Here is a 17,827-nt window from a genome sequence, read left to right on the forward strand (position 1 = left end):
TCCCTTGCCCAAGGCCGTGCACATTTGCGGGCTTCTGCAACTGACGCTCCCACGCTAGCGGGCTGGAGCGGGAACGCGCGTTATTCGCGGCCGCAGCCTCTCGTCGAGGACGCGGACTCATTAAGGCGCAGCCACAACCGGATTGACGCGAGTTGAACAAATGCAAGGTAGTTGGCGGCGAGCCTGTCAATGGCTCGGCTGTCAGGCTCAACTGGTCGCTATGCACCCGAAAGCGGACCTATTACGCTTACCTTGAGTTTTGTCGTTCATGACCCAAAGCGGACTCAGTGCCTGTACGCAACACTTGTGTTGCGCGGCGTGTAGGTAGCTGACGCGTAACGTTGTGCGCTGCAATATTTGCTTGATGGCGCCATACGTATTCCAGAATTTCAGTTGACCACGGAGACCTTATCGATCGCCTTGTCGCCTGGGCCATGAAGGGCACCGACGAAGCATCGGCCGCTTGACAAAGGTGGGCGTTGGATCATCGTTCATAAGAGCTATTGGTTGTAGAGGACGTGTCCGCATGACTGCGTCGCAGCACGAATTAGTGCTTTACAATCGGGACGAGCACGTGGTCACAATCACGCTCAATCGGTCCGAGAAGCGCAACGCATTCAACGCGGAGCTTGTCAAAGAACTAAGGGCTGCACTGCTTCGGTTTGAGGCCGATGATGATGCATTCGTCGCCGTTCTGACCGGCTCAGGGCCCTGTTTTTCGAGCGGGGCCGACGTCGGCGAACGACAGATGCGATCCGTTGCGGAGTTCGATCGACTTGGCGGTCCACAAGAGCCGGATGCTCACACGGCCGATCTTCTCGCTCGACTGCCGAGGTCGAAGCCGATCGTTGCAGCGGTACACGGGGTCGTGATGGGGCTGGGTATAGGTGTCGCTTTCGAGTGCGACTTGGTCGTTGCCGATAGCCAAACACGTTTTCAGATCACCGAAACACCACGCGGGCTCGGCGGTGCTCGCTTCTGGGCTTTGCTCCATTTCTGCGGCGGAGGCAGCTTCGCGACGGAAGTGGCGCTCACCGGGCGCTTTTTTTCGGCTGCGGAAGCGGCCGCGGTGGGGATCGTCGGTTCTATTGCTCCGCCCGGTTCGGTCGTCGAGACAGCTACAGCTCTCGCCCGCCAGATCGCAGCCAATCCGCCTCTAAGCGTGCAAGCAACCGTACGAGCACGCCGCTGGTTCATGGATCAAGCTGAGCGAGCGGCGATGGCGATTACCGATCCGATGAAGCTTTATCTGACAGAAGACTTTCGCGAAGCGCTCGCAGCGCACCTCGATAAACGTAAGCCGCGGCCTTTTCGGGGACGATGAGTTGCTCCAATCTCGTGCATGCAAGTTCGGGGCGTACCGAGATGAATTGGTTCAAATCACTTTGGGGTGGCGCTGCCAACCCCGGTCGATCGGATAACGAGACGATCCAGCAGCGAATACGGCGCCATGTCGAGCGTCGTGGCGGTACTCCCGCAGTCTGGTTCGCCCCCGATCAATTCTGCAGCTATAGCCAGATGAACGAGAACGCTACTGTCATTTCCCAAGCGTTGAAGTCTGCGTCAGGCGCATCAAGTCCTCGGGTGTGCTTTCCAATGCCTCGCGGCTCGTCTGCGCTCTATGGGTTTCTAGGCGCAATCGAGTGCGGTACCTGCTGTCCACTGGACGGAAAGCTCAGGCAAAACGAGTTTGACGAGGCTTACTCGGTCCTGCTGCCGGATGTCGTGCTGAGCAGCGAACCTCAATCGATAGGCGTGAAAGTAGCCGCCGCCGCAGGCATAGCAATCGTCATCTACGAGGTTTCCTCCGATCACGGGAACTGCCGCATCATCGACGTGAAGCCCGCCAAAAACGTGCGGCGTGCTGATCGTCTCATGACCTTGACGTCGGGAGAAGCGCCGGCCGTTCTGATGCGCACATCCGGGACGACAGCGCAGCCCAAGCTCGTCGGGCTTACGCATGCCAATGTTCTGGCTGCGGCAGACACGATGCGGGTGGCGTTCGAACTCACCGAAGGCGATGTTTGTATTACGCCTATGCCGTTGCATCACGTGCATGGGTTGATAGCGGCAGCCCTTTCAGCGCTCTCTGCCGGCTCATCGATCCATTGCTGCGAAACGTTCTCGCCTCGCTCGTTCGATCAGGCATTACGGGACTACGCGCCGACCTGGCTTACGGCAGCGCCCGCGCTGCACATCGCTATGAGCGACTACTATGCGGGACAAAATTCTAGGCCGAGTATTCGTACGCTGCGATGCTTTCGCTCGTCGTCCGCGCCGCTTCCGCCTGCATCGATAGCGCGTTTGGAAGAGCTGTACGCCGCGCCGCTGTTGGAAACGTATGGGCTCACCGAGACCGCCTCAACCTTGTGTTCGAATCGACTGCCTCCAGGGAAGCGCAAACCCGGCTCGGTTGGACAAGCAATTAGCGCGGACTTGAAAATCGTCGATCCGGAGGGGCGTGAGTTACCTGCGGGCCAGGACGGCGAGGTGATCTTGAAAGGTCCCGGTGTGATCAGCGAGTACGTCGGAACTCAACCAGCGGACGCGTTTATCGACGGCTACTTGCGCACCGGCGACATCGGACGCGTCGACGGAGACGGTTATTTGTACATCGTTGGTCGATTGAAAGAGGTCATCAAGAGGGGCGCGCACTCAGTCTTTCCGCTGGAGATAGACAACGCATTGCTGGATCATCCGGCTGTCGCCGAGGCGGTGACGTTCTCGATCCCTCACCCTACCCTCGGCGAGGACGTTCTCACCGCCATAGTGCCGAAAGCAGGTTCCGTTGTACTTCCGTCAAGCATCCGTGAAAGTGCTGCCGAGGTCTTGAGTGGCTATAAAGTACCGACGCGAATTCTCGTAGTCGAAGCAATACCCCGCAATGCTATCGGGAAGGTGATGCGGCGCGATGTGCCGTCCCTATTGGCGAAACAGCTGGCGCCCGCTCGGATAGCGGCGACCCAACCCACCGAGCAGATACTACTGGCAATTTGGCTGGAGATCATCCAACGCGATGACATCGGCGTCACAGACAACGTTTTCGAGTTCGGCGCAGATCCGCTCCGAGCCGAGATGGCTGCGGCCAAGATTGATCAGCGCTTCGGCGTCCGCTTTTCGTTGAAACAGATTTTCGCACAACCGACGGTGAAGGAGCAAGCTGAGCTCCTCGATAACAAGGGTGCGCATCGTGCCGGCCTACCAGCTTGATCAGTTTCCTCCTGACATCGACCCGTCGTGCTGGATTGCGCCGTGTGCAACGATCATAGGAAATTTGGTCGTCGGCTCCGGATCGAGCATCTGGTTCGGATCAGTGGCGCGAGGCGACAACGAGCCGATCGTTATTGGTGAACGGATCAACATCCAGGATGGATGTATCCAGCACAGCGATCCTAGCAGCCCGTTGCGTATCGGAAACGATACAACGGTCCGCGTTCGCTCATCTCGGGCGTGATGCGGAGGCCCGTGAGGCGGTGGCGCGCCTGCTCGAGGTTGATCCTGCCTTTACAATATCTTCGTGGATCGCCCGGGGCGGGCAATCAAACGCGAAGCTGTTGATCGAGGGGCTTCGGAAAGCGGGATTGCCCGAATAAACCAGCCGGCATCGACGAAGTGATCGAATAGAACCCCTTTTTGCTGCGCCGCATGAGTCCGAAATTGGGCCCTTCTCGGAAGTCCGACAACGTCCGCTTTCGCGCCGCTCTTGGGGGACAAGCGGACATCGCTTCACGCGGTTAATTTATGAGTACGCGGCCTAGCTCCCGCCCCGCTCCTTGCGCAGCCGCTGCCAGTAATCCAGCCGCTTGCGGATCTCGCGCTCGAAGCCGCGGTCGGGCGGATCGTAGAAGGTCTGGCGACCGAGTGCTTCCGGGAAATAGTCTTGGCCGGAGAACGCGTCGGGCGCGTCGTGATCGTATTGATAGCCGGAGCCGTAGCCCTCCGACTTCATCAGCTTGGTCGGCGAATTCAGGATGTGCTTCGGCGGCAGCAGCGAGCCGCCCTGCTTTGCGGTCTGCATCGCAGCACCGAACGCCGTGTACACCGCGTTCGATTTCGGCGCGGTGGCGAGATAGACCACGGCCTGCGCGATCGCGAGCTCGCCCTCGGGTGAGCCCAGGAAGTCATAGGCATCCTTGGCGGCGTTGCAGACCGCCAGCGCCTGTGGATCGGCCAACCCGATATCCTCGACGGCCATGCGCACCACGCGCCGCGCCAGGAACAGCGGGTCCTCGCCGGCATCGAGCATGCGCGCGAGATAATACAAGGCCGCGTCCGGATCGGAGCCACGCACCGACTTGTGCAGCGCCGAGATCAGATTGTAGTGACCGTCGGCCGACTTGTCGTAGATCGGCGCGCGGCGTTGCAGGATGGCCTGCAACTGCTCGGCGTTGAACACCTCGCCCTTGCGCGCGGCGCGCCAGACCTCTTCGGCAAGCGTCAGCGAGGCACGGCCGTCACCGTCGGCCATCCGCACCAGCACGGCGCGCGCTTCCGCATCGAGCGGCAGGGCCTTGCCCTCGATCTTCTCGGCATTGGCAAACAGCCGTTCGATCGCAGCCGTATCGAGCGAGTGAAACACCAGCACGCGGGCGCGCGACAGAAGCGCCGCGTTGAGCTCGAACGACGGGTTCTCGGTGGTGGCGCCGACCAGCACCACGGTGCCGTCCTCCATCACCGGCAGGAAGGAATCTTGCTGCGCGCGGTTGAACCTGTGCACCTCGTCGACGAACAAGAGAGTGCCCTTGCCCATCTCGCGCCGGGCACGGGCGGCATCGAACGCCTTCTTGAGATCAGCGACGCCGGAGAACACCGCGGAGATCTGCTCGAAATGCAGCTCGGTTGCGTCGGCCAGAAGCCGCGCCACGGTGGTCTTGCCGGTGCCGGGCGGCCCCCAGAACACCAGCGAGCCCAGCGTGCGCGTCTCCAGCATGCGGGTCAGCGCGCCGTCGGGGCCGAGGATGTGATCCTGACCGACGACATCGGCCAGCGTGCGCGGGCGCAGCCGGTCCGGCAGCGGGTGTGGCGCATCTTGCTCCATCCCCGCCGCAGCAAAGAGATTGCTGGCTTCGTACGGTCTCTTGGGGCTCATCCGCCGAGCGTCACGTTGATCTGCTGGCCGCCGCGCACCAGCGTGATGCGCCAGACCCGCGACCCCGCCTTCGATACCTTATCGAGGTCGGTGGTTCGTACGATCTTCTCATTGTTGACGGCGAGAATGATGTCGCCCTTCTGGAAGCCGACGTTGGCAGCGGTGCCGTCATCGGCGAGCTCGGTGACGACGACGCCCTCCGCGCCGGCATCGAGATGCAGCTCATCGGCCAGCGCCGGCGAGATGTTGGCGACCCTGGCGCCCTGGAACGGCGAACGCGCGGTCAGCACGATCTCGTCGCGGTTGGTATCGGGCGCGGTCTCGAGCGGCACGGTGAGCTTCACCGGCTTGCCGGCGCGCTGCACCTCGATCTCCGCGCTGCCGCCGAGCGGACGGGTCGCGAAGCGGTAGTCGAACGCGTTGGGATCGTCGATTGGCGTGCCGTCGATTCCGACGATCAGATCGGACAGTTTGAGCCCGGCCTTCGCCGCCGGGCTGTTCGGCGCGACATTGGCGACCAACGCGCCGGTCGGCAGCTTCAGCCCGAGCGTCTCCGCGATCTCCGGCGTGACGGCCTGCAGCCGCGCACCGAGCCATGGCCGCTTCACCGCCTTGCCGCCGCTCTTGGCGGAGGCCACCACCACCCGCACCATGTTGGCGGGGATCGCGAAGCCGATGCCCTGCGAGCCGCCGGAGCGCGAGAAGATCGCGGTGTTGATACCGGCGAGCCGGCCGGTCATGTCGACCAGCGCGCCGCCCGAATTGCCGGGATTGATCGCCGCGTCGGTCTGAATGAAGAATTGATAATCCGTGATCCCGACTTGAGTACGCGCCAGGGCCGAGATGATGCCGTGCGTCACGGTCTGGCCGACGCCGAACGGATTGCCGATCGCCAGCACGACGTCGCCGACCTGCAGCTGGTCCGAATTGGCGAAGTCGAGCGTCGCGAACTTCTCCTTGTTGGTCCCCTTCAGCCGCAGCACCGCGAGGTCGGTGCGGCTGTCCTTCAGCACGATCTCGGCCTCGTATTCGCGCTTGTCGGCGAGCGAGACCTTCACCTGGTCGGCGCCCTCGATCACGTGATTGTTTGTGACCACGAGGCCGGAGCCGTCGACCATCACGCCGGAGCCGAGCGAGCGCTGCATCTGCTCAGGCTGCTGCCCCGGGACGCCGAAGAAGCGGCGGAAGATCGGGTCGTCCAGAAACGGATTGCGGTTCTGCACCGTCTTGGCCGCGTAGACGTTGACCACCGCCGGCTGCACCCGCTGCACGATCGGCGCATAGGACAGCTGCAACTCGGCCTGCGAGGACGGCACGCGACGGTCCTGGGCCGCGGCCGGGGACAGATTCCCCATGAAAGCCAATGTGCACAGAGCGGATAGGGCAGCGAAGCGGACGGGTCGGAGCATTCTCACCTCTCGTGGAAACGCCGGAATATAGGCGTGTTCGCCGGGCAATTGAAGGGCACCCGGCCGGATAACTGGGCCCCGCTTGACCGGTGCAAAACCGCCGGCAGCCGCGTTGAAGCGCGCCGCCAAGCTTCTATGATGACTGTCATCTCACTGCGCCGCTCCGCTTGTTGCCCGCGGACAACAAGCGGAACTGCGATGCCTGGAAGGGCTGTCGTGCGTCAGTCACGATCAACTCCTAGGACGATTTGGTGAGTGAGTGGGGACTTCAAACACAACAGGGGTGCACAATGGGTGCGACAAAAGTTGGTGCAATCGCCATCGGGCTTGCAGGGGCGCTCGCTGCCTCGCCGGCCTATTCGCAATCGGCCGGAGGTGGCAGCGACGCGGAGATCGCGCTGCTGAAGCAGCAGCTGAAGATGCTCGAGCAGAAACTCGACAAGCTGCAGAAGCAGACCAATGCCAATACCGCGACCGCAGCCAGCGCAAACGCCAACGCGAAGGCGGCGGATGCGAAGGCCGCGCGCGTCGCAAGCGCCAACGCCGCGATCCCGGTCAAGGGCCCGGTCGCGCCGTCGGGCGTCGTGGTGACCATGCCGAACAACCGGCCGACGATCTGCACTGCGGATGAACAGAACTGCGTCGCGATCACGAGCCGCGTGCACTGGGATGTCGGCGGCTACGACTATCGTCCGAACACCGCAGCCACCTCGCCGCAGAAGCTCGACAGCGGCGAGAACCTCCGCCGCGCGCGCATCGGCATCGTCGGCAAGTTCTTCGGCGACTGGAATTACGCGCTGATCTACGACTTCGGCGGCTCGGCCGACGGCTTCGGCGGCACGGCCGCAGGATCGCTACCCGGCGGCGGCACCTCCGGTGTCGAGAACGCCTATCTGAGCTACACCGGCTTCAGGCCGTTCGGCGGCAAGATGGCCATCGAAGGCGGCATCATGGACATCCCGTGGACGATGGACGAAGCCACCAGCTCCAACGACATCCTGTTCATGGAGCGCGCCTCGGTCGGCATCATCGCACAGAACATCGCGGCCGGTGACTTCCGTTCGGGCGCCGGCACCCGCTGGTGGAACGACCAGCTCTGGATCGGCGGCTATGTCACCGGACCGACGACGGGCGCAATTCACTCCGCATCCTCAGTCACACCGGCCGGCACCTCCGAGCAGTATGGCGGCGTCATCCGCGTCGCCGGCAATCCGATCAGCGGCAAGGACTACTCGGTGCATATCGGCGCCGATGCGGAATGGCTGGTCCAACCGCCGCGCAGCCAGCTGACACAGGCGCAGACGCTCACGCTGAACGACCGGCCCGAGCTGCGCATCGACCCGACGACGCTGATCTCGACCGGTGCGATCGCCAACGTCTCGGGCGCGCAGGTCTACGGCGTCGAAGCGGCCGCGACCTATGGCTCGTTCATCGCACAAGGCGAGTACTATTGGTTCAATGTCGACCGCTCCGCGAATACCGGGCTGCCGCCGTTCGGCGCGCCGAGCCTGAAATTCGACGGCGGCTACGCGCAGGTCGGCTACGTGCTGACCGGCGAGAACCACGCCTACAATCCGGCAACGGCCTCCTACGGCGGCATCAAGCCGCACGATCCATTCTCGCTGGCCGGCGGCGGCATCGGCGCCTGGGAAATCGCCGGCCGCGTCAGCACGATGAACCTCAACGACCAGGTCGGCCAGGCCGTCGGCGTTGCCGGCGGACGGCAGACCGTCTACACCGCCGCGCTGAACTGGTACGTCAACAACAACGTCCGCTTCATGCTGAACTACCTGCACGGCGACGTCACCAAGCAGGCCTCGGCGACCTCGCCTGCGGATGCCGGCTCGAAGTTCGACGCGGTCGCGCTGCGCACGCAGGTTGCGTTCTGAGGCGATCTGATTGTCGTCGATAACAATGGCCGGGAGCGACACACCGCTCCCGGCTTTTCTAGTAGCGAATTGTCAGGCCGCGCGTTTCGACTTCTTCACGACGACTTCCGGCGCCGGCGCGCAGGACAGTCGCTCCTGATGGCCCTCGCCCCAGGCTTTCAAAATATCGATCACCGGACGCAGGCTCTCGCCGAGTTCGGAGAGCGTGTATTCGACCCGCGGCGGCACCTCGGCGTAGACCTTGCGGGTCACGAGGCCGTCGTCCTCCAGCGCCCGCAGCTGCTTGGTCAGCATGCGCTGGGTGATGCCGGGCATCCGCCGCCGCAACTCGCCGAAGCGCTGGGTGCCGGCCTGCAGGTGATACAAGATCACGCCCTTCCATTTGCCGTCGATCAGGTCGAGCGCGGCCTCGACCGCGCAGCCCGGCCGGCGCGCAAAATTCTTCCGTTTCATCTAATATTTCCCAATAGTATACAAACAGGGACTAGTTCCCTGAATTTACAGTACTTGCCAAAAGGACGCCAGCACGACAGGTAACACGACAGGCAACCGCCCACCATGGAGACCAGGCATGAAGGCCGTCGGATACCAAAAATCGCTGCCGATCGAGGCGGCGGATTCGCTCGTCGATTTCGAGATCGCCAAGCCCGAACCGAAGGGGCGCGACATCCGCGTCGCGGTGAAGGCGATCTCGGCCAACCCGGTCGACTACAAGGTGCGCAAGCGCGCGGCGCCGGCCGACGGCAGCTACAAGATCCTCGGCTTCGATGCGGCCGGCGTGGTCGACGCAGTCGGGCCCGACGTCTCGCTCTTCAAGCCCGGCGATGAGGTGTTCTACGCGGGTTCGATCCAGCGCCAGGGCACCAATTCGGAATTTCATCTGGTCGACGAGCGCATCGTCGGCAACAAGCCCACCTCGCTGTCCTTCGCGCAGGCCGCTGCCCTGCCCCTGACCTCGATCACCGCGTGGGAGCTGCTGTTCGACCGCCTCGGCGCGGTGCCGGGCAAGAGCCTCGATCCGCGTACGCTGCTGATCACCGGCGGCGCCGGCGGCGTCGGCTCGATCCTGATCCAGCTCGCGCGCCGCCTCACCGGGCTGACCGTGGTTGCGACCGCGACGCGGCCGGAGTCTCAGAAGTGGTGCCGCGATCTCGGTGCGCATGCGGTGATCGACCACTCGCAGCCGATGAAGGAGCAGGTCGAGAGCTTGAGGCTGCCACCGGTCGGCCTCGTCGCCAGCCTCACCTTCACCGACCAGCACTACAAGTCGATCGCCGACTTCATCGCGCCGCAGGGTAAGTTCGGCCTGATCGACGATCCCGCCGAATTCAACGTCGCCGCATTCAAGGGCAAGGCGGTGTCGGTGCACTGGGAATCGATGTTCACGCGCTCCTCGTTCCAGACACCCGACATGATCGCGCAGCATCACCTGCTCAACGACGTTGCCGACCTGATCGACAAGGGCGTGCTGCGCACCACGCTCGACCAGACTTTCGGCACCATCAACGCCGCCAACCTCAAGCGCGCTCATGCGCTGCTGGAAAGCGGCAAGTCGCGCGGCAAGATCGTGCTGGAGGGCTGGTAGCCCCGCTGCGTAGGGTGGGTTAGCGCAGCGTAACCCACCATCATTTCGCTCTGCGAACGGCGGGTTACGCTGACGCTAACCCGCCTACCACCTCGCGAGATATCCCCACGGACCGGCGTATGGCTTTTGCCAAAGCCATGACATGGCCTGTATGATTTCCGCAACGATCACCCCGTCCTTAATCCGGCCGCCGCGAAAGGCGGCCGGAACGGTGGTGACGCCCCAAGGGAATACAAGGGGATGGGAGGAAACCGATGAGTTTGCTCACGGCCGATCCGTCGCGGATCGATCCGGAGTGGATGACGCGGGCGCTGCGCGAAGCCGGTGTGATCGACCAGGCCAGGGTCGTCGAGCTCGTCTGCAAGGCGGTCGGCAACGGCCTCGTCGGCGACAGCTATCGATTTCATCTGACCTATGACGGCGATGAGCCGAACGCGCCCTCGAGCGTCGTCGGCAAATTCCCGGCCGCGGATCCCGACAGCCGCCGCTCCGGTTCCGCGCACACGCTTTATGTCCGCGAGGTCGCGTTCTATCGCGAGCTGGCGGCCACGGTCGACATTTACACCCCGCGGCCGATCCTCGCCGAAATCGATCCGGCGACCGACGACTTCACACTGATCCTGGAAGACCTGGCGCCCGCACGCCCGGGCGACCAGCTCGCCGGATGCTCGATCGCCGACAGCCTGACGGCGATGCGTGAGGCCGCCGCGCTGCATGCGCCGCGATGGAACGATCCGACACTCGATGCGGTGCAATGCTTCGTGGTTGCCGCGAGCCGGCGCCGAGACCTTCGCGCGGTGCTGCCAGCCATCATCGGTCACTACAAGGAGCGGTATCACGGCGTGATCGAGCCGGAATTCCTTGATCTGATCGACCGGCTTCCGGACGCGATCCCGCGCTACCAGTCCGATCGATCGACGCCGCGAACGCTGCAGCATGCAGACTTCCGGCTCGACAACATGCTGTTCGACGTCCGCGATAACACCCGTCCGATGGCCACGCTGGACTGGCAGACGCTGACGGTGGGACCGGGCATCGTCGACGTCGCCTATTTCCTGTCGGCCGGCATCGACCCGTCCGAACGGCGGCTGCATGAAGCCGATCTGGTGCGGTTCTATCATTCGGAGCTGATCCGGCGCGGCGTGCGGGACTATGGCTGGGATGATTGCTGGCGGGATTACCGGCGCTACACGTTGCATGGCATCATGATGGGCGTCGTCTCGGCGCTCAGCGTCCAGCGCTCCGAGCGCGGTGACGCGCTGTTCCTGAAAATGACCCGTGGCGCCTGCGCGCAAGCGCTGGACCACGACAGTTTTTCATACTGGCAGGACTGAAGCGCTTTCGAGAGATATCGTTCGCGTGAAAACAACGCGTCAAGACAGCGAAAGGGATCGGCGTGCTCAACAAACTGGACGACTTCCCCATCCACCAGACGCCGGAGCCGATCGCGGTTCCCTCGACCAGCGACCGCAATGTCTATGACCGGACCTGGTTCAATGGCTACACCGCTGACGGCGCGTATTATTTCGGCATCGGCATCGCGATCTACCCGCACCGCAAGATCCTCGATTGCGCCTTCAGCGTCGTGGAGCGCGGCGGACGACAGCACTGCTTCTACGGTTCGCGGCGGGCGCCCCTCGAGCGTACCGAGATGCAGGTCGGCCCCTTCAGGCTCGAGGTCATCGAGCCGATGCTGCGGACCCGCGTCGTGCTCGACGACAATGCGACGGGCCTTTCCTGCGACCTGACCTTCTCCGCGCGCACCGCCGCGATCCAGGAAGCTCGGCAGACGCTTTGGTCGGGCGACCGCCGCGCGATGGATTCGACCCGGTTCGACCAGTTCGGTCGCTGGAGCGGCGTCGTGCGCCACCCCGATGGCGAGATCAAGGTCGACGATCGCACGTGCTACGGCACCAAGGATCGCTCCTGGGGCGTTCGCAATGTCGGCGAACGCGACGTCGGCGGCGCGCCGATGCCGCCGCCCAGCGTGTTCTTCCTTTGGGCCCCGCTGGTCTGGGACGACCACATCTCGCACGCCATCTTCTTCGACGGCACGCACGGCGAGGCGCTGGTCCGCGAAGGCATCACCGCGCCGCTCTACCGAAGCGAGGCCGAGATCCCCGGCGTCGTCGACGGGCTCGACCGCCGCATGGCGACGGCGCGGCACCGTGTCAAATACGTGCCGAACACGCGGCTGGCGCAGTCCGCCGAAATCGACCTGATCGACATCGACGGTCATACCTCGACCATCGCGCTCGACCCGATCCTCAAATTCCAGATGAAGGGCCTCGGCTACGGGCATCCGCAATGGGGCCAGGGCATGTGGAAGGGCGAGCTCGAGATCGGCGGCGAGTCGTTCGATCCTGCCACGATCGATCCGCTGGCCCGCGAGAACATGCACGTGCAACAGGTGGTGCGCGCCCGCCAGGGCGACCGGACGGGAATTGGCGTGCTGGAGCAGATATGCTTCGGCCCCTACCGCCCGGCCGGCTTCAGCGAGTTTCTCGACGGCGCCAAAGCCTAGCTCGGCGGCACGCCTTCGACGAAGATCAGCCGGCGCTCCAGCGCGGTCCGCCGATGCTTGAGCGCCGCGGCATATTCCGGTGACGCGTACCACTCGCGCAGCCGCGTCATCGACGGGAATTCGACGACGATGATGTTCTTCGGCGGCGGCCCGCCTTCGACCGCCTCCGCAGCACCGCCGCGCACGAGATAGCGCCCGCCATATTGCGCGATCGCGTTGGCGGCGATCGTGCGATAGGCCTCGAAGCCCGCGGCATCCTTCACGTCGACCTCGGAAATCACGTAGGCAGACATGGCCGCACCTCAGGCAATGGTATTGACGATGCCGCCCTCGGCGCGCAACGCGGCACCGTTGGTCGCGGAGGCCTGCTTCGAGCAGACATAGACGACGAGGTTGGCGATCTCCTCGGTGCTGGCAAAGCGTTGCAACAGCGAGGTCGGCCGGTGCTGCTTGACGAAGTTAGAGGCCGCCTCCTCGACCGACTGGCCGTTCTGCTTGGCAAGATCCTTGACGAAGGTCTCGACACCCTCGGACATCGTCGGCCCGGGCAGCACGGAGTTGACGGTCACGGCGGTGCCCTTGGTCAGCTCCGCAAGCCCGCGCGCGATCGCAAGCTGCGCGGTCTTGGTCGTGCCGTAGTGGATCATCTCGGTCGGGATGTTGAGACCGGATTCCGAGGAGATGAAGACGATGCGGCCCCAGTTGCGCTTCAGCATGCCCTGCATGTAGCCGCGCGACAGCCGCACGCCCGACATCACATTGACCTCGAAGAAACGGCTCCAGTCCTCGTCCGGAATGTCGAAGAAGGGCTTCGGCTCGAAGATGCCAGCATTGTTGACGAGGATGTCGACCTCCGGCAGCGCCGCCAGCAACGCCTTGCAGCCGGCCGATGTCGAGACGTCGGCGGCAATGCCGCGGACCTTGGCGCCCGGCACCACCTTCTCGAGTGCGGCAACGGCTGCGTCGACCTTGGCCTGGCTGCGGCCGTTGACCACGACCTCGGCGCCGGTTTCAGCCAGACCCTTTGCAATGGCGTTGCCGATGCCCGCGGTCGAGCCGGTCACCAGCGCAGTCTTTCCCGAAAGGTCGATTTTCATGAGAGCTCTCCTGTCAGTCGTACCCGACATATTTGGATGCTCGTCGGCCGATACAACCGGGGTTCAGCCAAGCGCATGCGCAAATTCGCGGCAACGCACACCGGCATCTCAGCACCGCCGGCAGCCGAAGATAACCATGTCGCACGAATGACGCCTGAAGCACGGTGCGCACCCTTCGTCGCGAGTCAAATTGCCACGAGTAATCATGGTTGATGCACCGTCTCGCCGGGCTTCATCCAATCTTCATATGAAACATCGTGCGCACGCTGATTGCTTTCACACATTGTCAATTCACCGCCGCTAAGCGTCGCCGCAAATGGCCGGAGCGAGCTCGGGCTGTTGTTTGGGCAACCGGACGCGTCTCATCGATAATGACGTTCGGAGCCATGCGACTGACAGGAATGCATCAGATGTTCGCTATGTCCAGGATGAAGCCGTTCGCCGCGTTTATCCTGAAACGATTTCGGCCCAGCCTCAAAAACCAGATCGCGATGCTCGGGATTGGCGGCGTCGCGATCATCAGCGTCACCTGCCTCGGCGGCCTCAACTACGCAGCAGATGTTCAGCGCGAGGCGAACGACAGCATGCGCTTCAGGGCGCAGCTGTCCGAGCTTTCCGATGGCTTCCTGGAAACGCAGCAAATTGCGACCCGCTTCCTGAAGTCGCGCGATGAAGGACTGGCGAAGAAGCTGTCCGGCCGCGTTGCGGACGAGATCGCCCTGCTCGACAAGCTCGAAGCTTTCGCTGTGACCACGCCGGAAGGCGATCCCATCCGCCAGGTCGCCTCGCTGCGGAGTGGAATCAACCTTTATTCGACGCGCTTCCAGAATATCGTGGGCGCCCAGCGTATCCTCGGCTTGAATCCGAATGACGGCTTGCAGGGCAAGTTACGCAGCGCGGTCCAGCAGTTCGAAACCAGGGTCCAACAGGTCGATCAGCCGCACCTGACCGTCCTCCTGCTGACGATGCGCCGTCTCGAAAAGGACTTTGCGCTGAGCGGCGAAGAACGGTTTGGCGACCAGCTCAATGACAAGGAATCCGAGTTCGAAACCGCGCTGGCGGCGACCGCGCTCCCCGCAGATGTGAAGACCGAACTGCTCGGTCTCGCCCGTGCCTACAAGCTGGCCTTCGCCGGCTTCCTGGTTTCGCGCCAAACGCTCGACGATCAGCTCGACGATCTGTCGCAGATTTTCGACCGTACCCGGCCGGCGCTGGTCAAGGTCGCGGACGCCGCCAATGTCCGCGCCGAACTCGCACAGCGCAAGGCCGATGCGTTCAGGCGGACGTTCGGCTGGCTGATCGGAATCGTCGCATTCACCCTGACGCTGTTTGCCATCTTGTTCGCCCGGCGCGTCGCGGGTCTGATCAGCCGGATGAGCGCGGCGATGCGGCAGCTGGCCGAAGGACAATTTGACGTCGTCCTGCCCGGCCTCGAGCGCACCGACGAGATCGGCGGCATGGCGCGGGCGGTGGAAGGCTTCAAGACCAGGGCGCAGGACAAGGCGCGCTCCGAGCTCGATGCCCGGCTCGAGGAAGACCGTCGCGCGGCCGATCGGCATAAAGCCGAACTCGCGCGGCTCGCCGCGGCATTCGAGGCCAGCGCCGGCAACGTCATCGCGACAGTGTCGGCGGCGTCCGAAGAGCTCGCGGCTTCCGCCCGCGATCTGAGCAACACCGCCCATCACACGCAGGAACTGTCCGCCAATGTCGCGGCCGCCTCCGAGGAGGCCTCGGACAATGTCCGGCGGGTTGCGGCAGCGACCGAACAGATGATCGCATCGGCTTCCGAGATCGGACGCCGGGTTGGAGAATCGGCTGAGATCGCCAGCGACGCCGTCGCACAGGCGCAGCAGACCGACGAGCGGATGGCGCAGCTCGCCTCCGCCGCCGACCGCATCGGCAACGTGGTGCAGCTGATCGCAACCATCGCGCGGCAGACCAACCTGCTCGCGCTCAACGCGACGATCGAGGCCGCACGGGCCGGCAAGGCGGGCTCGGGCTTCGCCGTGGTCGCACAGGAGGTCAAGACGCTCGCCAGGCAGACGGCGGAGGCCACCGAGGACATTCGCGCCCAGATCGCGGATATTCAGGCCGCCACGCGGGAGTCCGCCGGCGCAATCAGCGATATCGCCGGTATCATCCAGCGCATCTCGCAGATCGCCTCCGACGTCGCTGTTGCCGTCGATGCGCAAGGCAGCACGACGCGGAGCATCGCGGAAAACGTTCAGATCGCCTCGGAGCGAACCTCGCAGGTGGCCGTCAGCATCGGACAGGTGGCCAGCGGCGCCTCCAGGACCGGCGGCGCCTCGTCCCAGGTGCTCAGCTCGTCGCGACTGCTGTCGGACGGCAACAGCCGCCTGAAGCAGGAGCTCGACAATTTCATCGCCACCATTCGCGCGGGCTAGCGCGTTTTCGAGCGAAGTGGATACCGGTTCGCGTGAAGAAAACGCGTCAAACCAGAATCTAGAGCCCCGTTCCGATTCAATCGGAACCGGGCTCTAGCGCGACAAACAAAACGGCGCCCGAAGGCGCCGTTGCAGAAACCTGGCTCAAGGACGGCTTACGCCGCCTCGGCTTCCTTGTCCTGGGCCGGACCGGAGTCCTGGCCCTTGGCGTCGACGTCGCGGTCGACGAACTCGATCACGGCCATCGCCGCGTTGTCGCCGTAGCGGAAGCCGGCCTTGATGATGCGGGTGTAGCCGCCCTGGCGGTCCTTGTAGCGGGTCGCCAGCGTGTCGAACAGCTTCTTGACCTGGTCGAGGTCGCGCAGCTCCGAGATCGCCTGGCGGCGCAGGGCGAGCCCGCCCTTCTTGCCGAGGGTGACGAGCTTCTCGACGATCGGCCGCAGCTCCTTGGCCTTCGGCAGCGTGGTGACGATCTGCTCGTGCTTGATCAGCGCGGCCGCCATGTTGGCGAACATCGCACGCCGGTGCTCGGCGGTGCGGTTGAGCTTCCGATGAACCTTGCCGTGACGCATTGACTTCTTCCTTCTTCAATTCTGCCGCGGTGGTTCAGCGACAAGTTTTGCAGGTGGGCATCCTGCGTTCGCCCATTAAAAAATCGTGGCCGGAGATTCTCTGGCCACGACGGTGAATTCGGATCAGTAGTGATCCTCGAAGCGCTTGGCGAGCTCGTCGATGTTCTCCGGCGGCCAGCCCGGCACTTCCATGCCGAGGTGCAGACCCATCTGGGCCAGCACTTCCTTGATCTCGTTCAACGACTTGCGGCCGAAGTTCGGGGTGCGGAGCATTTCCGCTTCCGACTTCTGCACGAGGTCGCCGATGTAGACGATGTTGTCGTTCTTCAGGCAGTTTGCCGAACGCACCGACAGCTCGAGCTCGTCGACCTTCTTGAGGAACGCCGGGTTGAACGCGAGATCGGGGATGATCTCCTGCGTGACTTCCTTGCGCGGCTCTTCGAAGTTGACGAACACGTTGAGCTGATCCTGCAGGATGCGCGCGGCATAGGCCACCGCATCCTCCGGCGTGATCGCGCCGTTGGTCTCGATCGTCATGGTCAGCTTGTCGTAGTCGAGGATCTGGCCCTCACGGGTGTTCTCGACCTTGTAGGAGACCTTGCGGACCGGCGAGAACAGGCTGTCGACCGGGATCAGGCCGATCGGCGCATCCTCAGGCCGGTTGCGCTCGGCGGCGACATAGCCCTTGCCGGTCGTGACCGTGAATTCCATGCGGATCTCGGCGCCATCGTCCAGCGTGCAGAGCTGCAGGTCGGGGTTGAGCACGGTGACGTCGCCGACAGTCTGGATGTCGCCGGCGGTGACGGCGCCCGGGCCCTGCTTCTTCACGACCATGCGCTTCGGGCCTTCGCCCTGCATCTTGATCGAGATGTCCTTGATGTTGAGGACCATGTCGGTGACGTCTTCACGGACACCGGCGATCGAGGAGAACTCGTGCAGCACGCCGTCGATATGCACCGACTGCACCGCCGCGCCCTGCAGCGAGGACAGCAGGATGCGGCGCAGCGCGTTGCCGAGCGTCTGGCCGAAGCCGCGCTCGAGCGGCTCGGCGACCACGGTGGCGAACCGGCTCGCGTCCGAGCCCGGCGTCACCTGCAGCTTGTTCGGTCGAATAAGTTCTTGCCAATTTTTCTGGATCGTCACTTGTTCACCCATGTGCCAGTCGTTGGGCCCGTCGAATGGCCGAACCTGGCGTTGGAGATCGCGGAACAGTCCGCGCGGTCAATTCCAAAAACGATCGCAGGGCGGCTAGCAGCC

The 17,827-nt window shown here is 63.7% G+C and carries 14 protein-coding genes; 7 read left to right on the forward strand and 7 right to left on the reverse strand.

Translation table 11 applies throughout. From position 1 onward, the window contains the following. Window positions 1–526: 526 nt before the first annotated feature. On the forward strand, window positions 527–1,324 hold the full coding sequence (locus tag Q0030_RS35905; RefSeq protein WP_298378393.1) for an enoyl-CoA hydratase/isomerase family protein: 798 nt from the start codon (window positions 527–529) through the stop codon (window positions 1,322–1,324). Between the two features lie 41 nt (window positions 1,325–1,365). After that, window positions 1,366–3,210, forward strand: coding sequence for a non-ribosomal peptide synthetase (locus tag Q0030_RS35910; protein ID WP_298378395.1), 1,845 nt, complete (start codon window positions 1,366–1,368; stop codon window positions 3,208–3,210). Between the two features lie 544 nt (window positions 3,211–3,754). Here the strand turns inward: Q0030_RS35910 and Q0030_RS35920 are convergent. Both Q0030_RS35920 and Q0030_RS35925 read right to left on the reverse strand, forming a co-directional pair. Beyond that, window positions 3,755–5,089: a replication-associated recombination protein A gene (locus Q0030_RS35920; protein WP_298378397.1), complete on the reverse strand. Its 1,335-nt coding sequence runs from the start codon at window positions 5,087–5,089 to the stop codon at window positions 3,755–3,757. Continuing rightward, on the reverse strand, window positions 5,086–6,444 hold the full coding sequence (locus Q0030_RS35925) for a DegQ family serine endoprotease (RefSeq protein WP_298378400.1): 1,359 nt from the start codon (window positions 6,442–6,444) through the stop codon (window positions 5,086–5,088). The genes Q0030_RS35920 and Q0030_RS35925 overlap by 4 nt, the downstream gene beginning before the upstream one ends. 344 nt (window positions 6,445–6,788) lie before the next feature. On the opposite strand from Q0030_RS35925, the gene Q0030_RS35930 reads away from it, so the two are divergent. After that, window positions 6,789–8,387, forward strand: a complete 1,599-nt coding sequence (locus tag Q0030_RS35930; RefSeq protein ID WP_298378403.1) for an OprO/OprP family phosphate-selective porin — start codon at window positions 6,789–6,791, stop codon at window positions 8,385–8,387. Between the two features lie 72 nt (window positions 8,388–8,459). Here Q0030_RS35930 and Q0030_RS35935 read toward each other — a convergent pair whose 3' ends face one another. Next, a complete protein-coding gene (locus Q0030_RS35935) occupies window positions 8,460–8,840 on the reverse strand; it encodes a helix-turn-helix domain-containing protein (RefSeq protein WP_176530658.1) in 381 nt (126 codons plus the stop codon). Between the two features lie 118 nt (window positions 8,841–8,958). Here Q0030_RS35935 and Q0030_RS35940 point away from each other — a divergent pair, with 118 nt between their 5' ends. The 3 genes from Q0030_RS35940 to Q0030_RS35950 all read left to right on the forward strand — a co-directional run bounded on the left by Q0030_RS35940 (window position 8,959) and on the right by Q0030_RS35950 (window position 12,496). Then, window positions 8,959–9,972, forward strand: a complete 1,014-nt coding sequence (locus Q0030_RS35940; RefSeq protein ID WP_298378406.1) for a zinc-binding alcohol dehydrogenase family protein — start codon at window positions 8,959–8,961, stop codon at window positions 9,970–9,972. 254 nt (window positions 9,973–10,226) lie between these two features. After that, window positions 10,227–11,306, forward strand: coding sequence for a phosphotransferase (locus tag Q0030_RS35945; protein ID WP_298378409.1), 1,080 nt, complete (start codon window positions 10,227–10,229; stop codon window positions 11,304–11,306). 62 nt (window positions 11,307–11,368) lie between these two features. Next, window positions 11,369–12,496, forward strand: a complete 1,128-nt coding sequence (locus Q0030_RS35950; RefSeq protein ID WP_298378412.1) for a hypothetical protein — start codon at window positions 11,369–11,371, stop codon at window positions 12,494–12,496. Here the strand turns inward: Q0030_RS35950 and Q0030_RS35955 are convergent. Then, window positions 12,493–12,789, reverse strand: coding sequence for a DUF1330 domain-containing protein (locus tag Q0030_RS35955; protein ID WP_298378415.1), 297 nt, complete (start codon window positions 12,787–12,789; stop codon window positions 12,493–12,495). The genes Q0030_RS35950 and Q0030_RS35955 overlap by 4 nt on opposite strands. A 9-nt stretch (window positions 12,790–12,798) precedes the next feature. Continuing rightward, complete coding sequence (locus Q0030_RS35960) at window positions 12,799–13,593, reverse strand: SDR family oxidoreductase (protein WP_298378417.1); 795 nt, start codon at window positions 13,591–13,593, stop codon at window positions 12,799–12,801. Window positions 13,594–14,003: 410 nt separating this feature from the next. Between Q0030_RS35960 and Q0030_RS35965 the strand changes: the two genes are divergently transcribed. Next, window positions 14,004–15,998: a methyl-accepting chemotaxis protein gene (locus Q0030_RS35965; protein WP_298378419.1), complete on the forward strand. Its 1,995-nt coding sequence runs from the start codon at window positions 14,004–14,006 to the stop codon at window positions 15,996–15,998. Between the two features lie 155 nt (window positions 15,999–16,153). On the opposite strand, the gene rplQ is transcribed toward Q0030_RS35965, so the two are convergent. Together rplQ and Q0030_RS35975 are read right to left on the reverse strand one after the other, a co-directional pair. Then, entirely contained in the window at window positions 16,154–16,570 is a 417-nt protein-coding gene (gene rplQ / locus Q0030_RS35970) for a 50S ribosomal protein L17 (RefSeq protein ID WP_298378421.1), read from the reverse strand. 123 nt (window positions 16,571–16,693) lie between these two features. Then, window positions 16,694–17,725, reverse strand: a complete 1,032-nt coding sequence (locus Q0030_RS35975) for a DNA-directed RNA polymerase subunit alpha (RefSeq protein WP_097675082.1) — start codon at window positions 17,723–17,725, stop codon at window positions 16,694–16,696. Window positions 17,726–17,827 lie beyond the last annotated feature (102 nt).

The organism is uncultured Bradyrhizobium sp., from assembly GCF_947648125.1.
Lineage (GTDB): Bacteria > Pseudomonadota > Alphaproteobacteria > Rhizobiales > Xanthobacteraceae > Bradyrhizobium.

Excerpts from the sequence above, each read along its gene's own strand:
- Q0030_RS35910 (WP_298378395.1), top strand. The coding sequence starts at position 1,366 with ATGAATTGGTTCAAATCACTTTGGGGTGGCGCTGCCAACCCCGGTCGA.
- Q0030_RS35940 (WP_298378406.1), top strand. The coding sequence starts at position 8,959 with ATGAAGGCCGTCGGATACCAAAAATCGCTGCCGATCGAGGCGGCGGAT.
- Q0030_RS35965 (WP_298378419.1), top strand. The coding sequence starts at position 14,004 with ATGTTCGCTATGTCCAGGATGAAGCCGTTCGCCGCGTTTATCCTGAAA.
- Q0030_RS35975 (WP_097675082.1), bottom strand. The coding sequence starts at position 17,725 with ATGGGTGAACAAGTGACGATCCAGAAAAATTGGCAAGAACTTATTCGA.
- Q0030_RS35920 (WP_298378397.1), bottom strand. The coding sequence starts at position 5,089 with ATGAGCCCCAAGAGACCGTACGAAGCCAGCAATCTCTTTGCTGCGGCG.
- Q0030_RS35930 (WP_298378403.1), top strand. The coding sequence starts at position 6,789 with ATGGGTGCGACAAAAGTTGGTGCAATCGCCATCGGGCTTGCAGGGGCG.
- Q0030_RS35955 (WP_298378415.1), bottom strand. The coding sequence starts at position 12,789 with ATGTCTGCCTACGTGATTTCCGAGGTCGACGTGAAGGATGCCGCGGGC.
- Q0030_RS35905 (WP_298378393.1), top strand. The coding sequence starts at position 527 with ATGACTGCGTCGCAGCACGAATTAGTGCTTTACAATCGGGACGAGCAC.
- Q0030_RS35925 (WP_298378400.1), bottom strand. The coding sequence starts at position 6,444 with ATGGGGAATCTGTCCCCGGCCGCGGCCCAGGACCGTCGCGTGCCGTCC.
- Q0030_RS35945 (WP_298378409.1), top strand. The coding sequence starts at position 10,227 with ATGAGTTTGCTCACGGCCGATCCGTCGCGGATCGATCCGGAGTGGATG.
- Q0030_RS35935 (WP_176530658.1), bottom strand. The coding sequence starts at position 8,840 with ATGAAACGGAAGAATTTTGCGCGCCGGCCGGGCTGCGCGGTCGAGGCC.
- rplQ (WP_298378421.1), bottom strand. The coding sequence starts at position 16,570 with ATGCGTCACGGCAAGGTTCATCGGAAGCTCAACCGCACCGCCGAGCAC.
- Q0030_RS35960 (WP_298378417.1), bottom strand. The coding sequence starts at position 13,593 with ATGAAAATCGACCTTTCGGGAAAGACTGCGCTGGTGACCGGCTCGACC.